We start from the raw sequence: 6,189 nt of genomic DNA on the forward strand, positions 1-6,189 counted from the left end.
GGGGCGATTAAATCGCGGCGCGAGGCTTCTAAGTAAATAGGTTCTATAACTGCTGCTACGTTATTCTAATAGCTACATTGCTCTACCTTGTGCATCTATTTAGTCGTAAATGAGAATTTTTAACGCAGATAGCGATACACTTAGCCCAGCAAAAAGATTAAGTATTATTGCGGATAGGTAGTATATGCAGTAGTAAATACAACAAAAATACCCAGCATTGTGGAGCTAGGTACTTTTATGTAAATAAAAAGGCAGCTTACGCTGCCTTTTTTTATTTTGCTTTGCTTGTACCCACTTCTACACGGGTTTTAAGCTTTTGGCCTGGTCGAAATGTAACCACACGGCGCGCCGAAATAGGAATGTCTTCTCCTGTTTTCGGGTTACGGCCTGGTCTTTCTTTTTTATCACGAAGATCAAAGTTACCAAATCCAGAGAGCTTAACTTGCTCACCTTTTTCAAGCGCTGAGCGGATTTCTTCAAAAAACGCTTCAACTAAGTCTTTGGCATCTTTTTTATTGATACCCAGTTTTTCAAATAGGTGTTCAGCTATGTCGGCTTTAGTAAGCGCCATATCTAGTCCCTCAACGATGCATTAAATTTATCAGCCAATTCGGCCACCACGTTATCAACTACTAGATTGATGTCTTTCTCTTCGAGTGTTCTATCAACCGCTTGCAGTGTTAGAGCAATCGCCAAACTCTTATAATTTGGCTCAATACCTTTGCCCTTATACACATCGAATAAGTTTAGGTCAACCAATTGATTTCCGCCAACTTTTTCTATCGCGGTTAAAATATCACCAGATTTAACGCTATCGGCCACTAAAATAGCGATGTCGCGGCGATTTGAAGGAAATTTTGATACCCCTACAGCTTGTGGTAAATTTCTTTTTTCGATTGCCGACATTTCAATTTCAAACACAAAAGTTGCGTTGTTGATATCTAACGATTTTTGCGCTTGTGGATGCAATGCACCAAAAAAACCAACCTTTTTACCATCAACATAAATAACTGCTGATTGGCCTGGGTGAAGTCCATCTGACTGCTCTGCTTTAATTTCAAAACGGCTAACATCATTGGTGATCGCAAGTAATGCTTCTACATCACCTTTTAAGTCGTAAAAATCAACGTTACGTTTTTCTTCAACCCAATGTTCGCCATGTGCTAAACCGGTAATTACCCCACCAAGAACTGGCACCTGATAAACACCGTTTTCAGCACTTTCATCACTGATAAATTTAAGACCGTGCTCAAATAAGCGAATACGCGGTTGCTGACGGTTTTGGTTATAAGCCACTGAAGCCAATAAACCAGGCATTAAACTGACACGCATAGCCGACATTTCAATTGAAATTGGGTGCGGTAATACAAGCGCATTGCTATCTGGGTGTAAAATAGTTTGTGCTTTAGGATCTACAAAGCTATAAGTAATTGCTTCTTGGTAACCGCGCGTAACGAGCGTATTGCGGAACTTACTAAGCGCAATTGTTGACTCGTCATGCGTTGTCATTTTGAGTTTTGCAGTAGGTGCAACATTTGGGATACTGTTGTAACCGTATACACGCGCAACTTCTTCAATTAAATCTTCTTCAATACGAATATCAAAACGATAACTTGGTACGTCCGCACTCCAGCTATCATTTTCTACTTTAACATCAAGGCCTAAACGAGTCAGAATATCAGTTACTTTAGCATCATCGATATGATGACCTATTACGCGGTCTAAACGAGAACGGCGAAGGCGTACTTCAGTCACTTTTGGTAATTTATCTGCTGCAACAGCTTCAACTACAGGACCTGCTTGACCACCAACAATTTCAAGTAATAAAGCGGTTGCACGCTGCATTGCATCGTGTTGTAGTGCAAAATCCACACCACGTTCATAACGATGTGACGCATCGGTATGTAGGCCGTAACTACGTGCTTGCCCAGCAATTGCTACCGGATTAAAGAACGCACTTTCAAGTAGTATGTCTGTTGTTTTTTCAGTAACACCTGATTGCTCACCACCAAAAATACCGGCGATAGCAAGTGCTTTATTATGATCGGCTATAACAAGTGTAGAGTCATTCAATTTAGCAGTATTACCATCAAGTAGCACTAGCTCTTCACCTGCATTTGCACTACGTACTTTAATTCCACCTTCAATTGCACTTAAATCAAAGGCATGCATTGGGTGGCCAAGTTCTAGTAATACATAGTTAGTTACATCAACAACCGGATCGATTGAACGTACGCCACTACGACGTAGCTTTTCAACCATCCAAAGTGGTGTTTCTGCATCAAGGTTAATACCCTTTATCACACGACCAAGGTAGCGAGGGCATGCACCTTCGTTCACTAGTTCAATTGATACTTTATCGTCAATTGTTGGAGTAACAGCTGGAATATCCAATACATTTACATCAATGCTGTTTAAAACACCTACTTCTCGAGCAAGGCCTTTAATACCTAAACAATCACCACGGTTTGGTGTTAAGTCAACATCAATAATGTTGTCATCAAGGCCTAAGTATTCGCGTAAATCAGTGCCTACTGGTGCATCAAGTGGCAATTCCATTATGCCGTCGCCTTCTTCGCTAATACCTAGCTCAACAAAGGCACACAACATACCGTGAGACGGCTGACCGCGTAGTTTTGCTTTTTTGATTTTAAAGTCGCCAGGTAATACAGCACCTACGGTTGCAACAGCTACTTTGATGCCTTCACGACAGTTTGGCGCACCACAAACGATATCAAGCAGCTCATCGCCACCTACGTTAATTTTAGTAACACGAAGTTTGTCTGCATCAGGGTGCTGACCACATTCAACCACTTCGCCTACTAGCACACCATTAAATTTGGCTGCTGCTGGCTCAACTCCATCAACTTCAAGACCAGCCATAGAAAGCTGTTCCGAAAGAGCTTGCGTATCAATAGCAGGGTTTACCCACTCTCTTAACCACTTTTCACTAAATTTCATTTTATTATTTCACTCTTAACGGAACTGGTTTAGGAATTTTAAGTCATTTTCAAAAAATGCACGTAAGTCGTTTACGCCGTAGCGCAGCATAGTTAAGCGCTCTACGCCCATACCAAATGCAAAACCAGTGTATTTTTCTGGGTCAATACCCACCGACTTAAGAACGTTAGGGTGAACCATGCCACAGCCTAGTACTTCTAACCATTTACCGTCTTTGCCCATAACATCCACTTCAGCAGATGGTTCTGTAAATGGGAAAAATGAAGGACGGAAACGAATTTCCATATCTTCTTCAAAAAAGTTACGTAAAAAGTCATGTAAAATACCTTTAAGCTCAGTAAAGCTTACATCGGTATCAACCATTAACCCTTCTACCTGATGGAACATAGGAGTATGAGTTTGGTCGTAATCGTTACGATACACACGCCCTGGTGAAATAATACGTAGCGGTGGCTGTTCTGTTTCCATAGTACGAATTTGCACGCCACTTGTTTGTGTACGCAGTACTAATTTAGGATTGAAATAAAAGGTATCGTGATCAGCACGCGCAGGGTGATGCTCAGGGATATTCAATGCATCAAAGTTATGAAAGTCATCTTCAATCTCAGGGCCTGATTTAACCTCAAAACCTAACTCACCGAAAAAGCTTTCAATACGTTCAATTGTTCGTGTTACCGGATGCAATCCACCTGTTGGCATTACACGCCCAGGTAAAGTAACGTCAATTGTTTCAGCGGCTAGCTTTTCTTCTAGTGCTTTACTTGCTAAAAGCTCACGCTTATCGTTAATTGCAGCTTGAACATCTTGCTTAGCTTGGTTAATTACCTGCCCTGCTTCTTTGCGTTCTTCAGGAGCAATTTTACCCAGTGTTTTAAGTAAGCTAGTGATTTCGCCTTTTTTACCAAGGTAGTTAACCCTGATCTCTTCTAGTTGCGCGATTTCACTGGCACTGGCTACCGCCTCAAGTGCTTGCGCTAATATATTTTCTAAGTTCATTCGATACCTGATCTTTCACAGAAGGTGATTACAATTTAATTGACTAATGATAACTGAAAGCAGGGTCTAGATTCTAGACCTACTACAGCTTTAACGTTGATTTTATAAAGGGAATTGTTAATTTTCGCTGTGCAGCCATAGATGCATGATCTAATTTGTCTAATACATCGAGTAAAGCGCGCATATCACGACTTAAACGCGTTAGTAAAAACCGTGCACATTCATCGCTCAATTCCAATCCACGCATATGCGCACGTTTCACAAGCGCCTGAGCTTTGTCATCATCGCTCATAGAGCGGATTTGAAATGTAGTGCCCCACTTTAGCCGAGACTCTAAATCGGGAAGGCTAATATTGAGCATATCAGGAAGTAAGTCAGCGGTAACTACGAGCATTTTCCCGGGTTCGTTAAAGCGATTATAAAAATTAAATAATGCTTTTTCCCATGGATCATTCCCGGCAACTAAGTGAACGTCGTCTATACACAATACATCGAGAGCCTCTAAGCCATCGAGCACCATCGGGCCAAAATCAATAACTTCACGCATTGATAAAAGCATATTGGATAACCCGCGCTCTTGTGCTTTAACGCAGGTTGCGTATAACAAGTGAGACTTACCTGAATCACCTAAACCACATAAATAGGTGTATTGAAACGTTTTAGATAACTTTGAAAAGCTGTCCTTTAAATGGTTAACCTCTAACGAGTCCTCACCACCAAAATATGATGCAAAGGTTTCATCATCCGGTAAGGTAACCGGTAAAGCCATTTGCATAGGCTCAGCGTTTAGCATTACTCGCCAACCCACTGATATTCTAAACTACTTTTATCAACCACATGATAAAAAGCACGTGGGTCAACATAATCTCTAAAAGCAGAATCAAGGCCAAGTGCTTTTTTAAGATCGTTTACACTGCCCGTATGGTTTAACTTAAATTCAACAAGCTCTGGAGTTTTTCGTAAAATAGTTACGTCGGTTACTACACTTAAACTAAGTAATCTACGCTTTGCAAATTCGATATCAACAAAGCTATTAGTTTCTTTTAAAGTAAGTGTTGCAGAAGCTTGCTGATAATAAGCATTAGGATCAATTGCATATTCGCTTGCAAGGCCTTGCGCGAGAGTATCAATCATTTGCCCTACAATTTGCTGCTTGTCGCCCGTTAATCTATTTGATTCAAACAAATCGTCGTTAGTAAAGCGCCAATCTAGTATCCAATTTTCACTGTCTTGTTCTTGAAACATTCTTGCAGTAATACTTCGCTCTGCACTGTAACGCTTAGATGCTTCTTCAACGGGCTCAGAAAAATTCCCCCAAACTTCGGGTACACCTACTAAGCGCCTGTCTTGTAAATCAAGCAAAGGCACAACAACTGGTAAGCCACGGCGTCCTGCTTTATCATAAATTAACTGCTCCAACTGCGGGTAACTTTCTTGTGTTACTAATTCTCTGCGCCAATTGTCTTCAATACCTAACCAAATAGCAACGAGTGGTCGCTGAACACCCCACAGTGGTAAATTGAGCTCTTTAATGAGCGCATTTATTTTACGCGCTTCAAATTTAACAACTAATTTAAGCTGTCCGTTTGCTCGCTCGTCATACTCAAATTTGAGCATATAATCTGAGATATCTTTTGTACGTTGTTGCGCTAGTTTATTTTGATCTGCAGTTTCATCACCGCTCACTTTTACTAAAACATTAAGCAATGCCTTGCGGCTTGCATTTAAACGCGTATCTCTAGTTTTATCGTCGACTTTTAATATATCTTGATACAGATCAGTTACTTCAACTGCCGATACAGAGAAACAAAATATAAATGATATGGCACTAATTAATAATCTATACACAGGCTATTAGTTCTTGGTTTTAAACTGTTTTGATCCTAAATCAAAGCCAGTAACAAAGCAAAATTATATTTGTTATCCAGCACAAACAGATTAGTAAATATATAAATAATAACTATACCTCTGTGCTTAACTATAAAAGCTCTTTGATTTGATCTCGACATGTTCACAAGATTGAGGAATTGGTTGATGTGATTTACGCAGATTGTGGATCATATAGCAAATGCGACACTTCCAGGCAGAGAAATTTTTGATTTTGCCGTCGGGAGTCGCTTCGCTCGCCTGACCTATGTAATAGAGGCTTGATGATTGTCTATCAATTGTGCGCATTTTACTTTTCTGCAGACGTAAAAAAGCCCGACTATATCTAGTCGGGCTTTCTACAAT

General features: G+C 40.4%; 6 protein-coding genes. All 6 read right to left on the reverse strand.

Going from position 1 to position 6,189, the window contains the following annotated elements:
- Positions 1–271: 271 nt before the first annotated feature.
- Positions 272–571 (reverse strand): integration host factor subunit alpha, encoded by a 300-nt coding sequence (gene ihfA, locus CWC11_RS20175; RefSeq protein ID WP_002960690.1) that lies wholly within the window; start codon positions 569–571, stop codon positions 272–274.
- Between the two features lie 2 nt (positions 572–573).
- Positions 574–2,961, reverse strand: a complete 2,388-nt coding sequence (gene pheT, locus CWC11_RS20180; protein ID WP_138684119.1) for a phenylalanine--tRNA ligase subunit beta — start codon at positions 2,959–2,961, stop codon at positions 574–576.
- A 15-nt stretch (positions 2,962–2,976) separates the two neighbouring features.
- Positions 2,977–3,957: a phenylalanine--tRNA ligase subunit alpha gene (gene pheS, locus CWC11_RS20185; RefSeq protein WP_006794499.1), complete on the reverse strand. Its 981-nt coding sequence runs from the start codon at positions 3,955–3,957 to the stop codon at positions 2,977–2,979.
- An 82-nt stretch (positions 3,958–4,039) separates the two neighbouring features.
- Entirely contained in the window at positions 4,040–4,750 is a 711-nt protein-coding gene (gene hda, locus CWC11_RS20190) for a DnaA inactivator Hda (RefSeq protein ID WP_138684120.1), read from the reverse strand.
- Positions 4,750–5,805 carry a DUF2066 domain-containing protein gene (locus CWC11_RS20195; RefSeq protein WP_138684121.1) on the reverse strand — a complete coding sequence of 352 codons (1,056 nt, stop codon included), beginning with the start codon at positions 5,803–5,805 and terminating at the stop codon, positions 4,750–4,752. The genes hda and CWC11_RS20195 overlap by 1 nt, the downstream gene beginning before the upstream one ends.
- Before the next feature lie 126 nt (positions 5,806–5,931).
- The coding region (locus CWC11_RS23000; protein WP_212748095.1) for a hypothetical protein at positions 5,932–6,189 on the reverse strand (258 nt) is incomplete at its 5' end.

It is taken from the genome of Pseudoalteromonas sp. S3178 (assembly GCF_005886985.1).
Lineage (GTDB): Bacteria > Pseudomonadota > Gammaproteobacteria > Enterobacterales > Alteromonadaceae > Pseudoalteromonas > Pseudoalteromonas carrageenovora.

Bases quoted from the DNA above. Each gene is read 5' to 3' on its own strand.
- ihfA (WP_002960690.1), bottom strand. From the start codon at position 571: ATGGCGCTTACTAAAGCCGACATAGCTGAACACCTATTTGAAAAACTG.
- pheT (WP_138684119.1), bottom strand. From the start codon at position 2,961: ATGAAATTTAGTGAAAAGTGGTTAAGAGAGTGGGTAAACCCTGCTATT.
- pheS (WP_006794499.1), bottom strand. From the start codon at position 3,957: ATGAACTTAGAAAATATATTAGCGCAAGCACTTGAGGCGGTAGCCAGT.
- hda (WP_138684120.1), bottom strand. From the start codon at position 4,750: ATGCTAAACGCTGAGCCTATGCAAATGGCTTTACCGGTTACCTTACCG.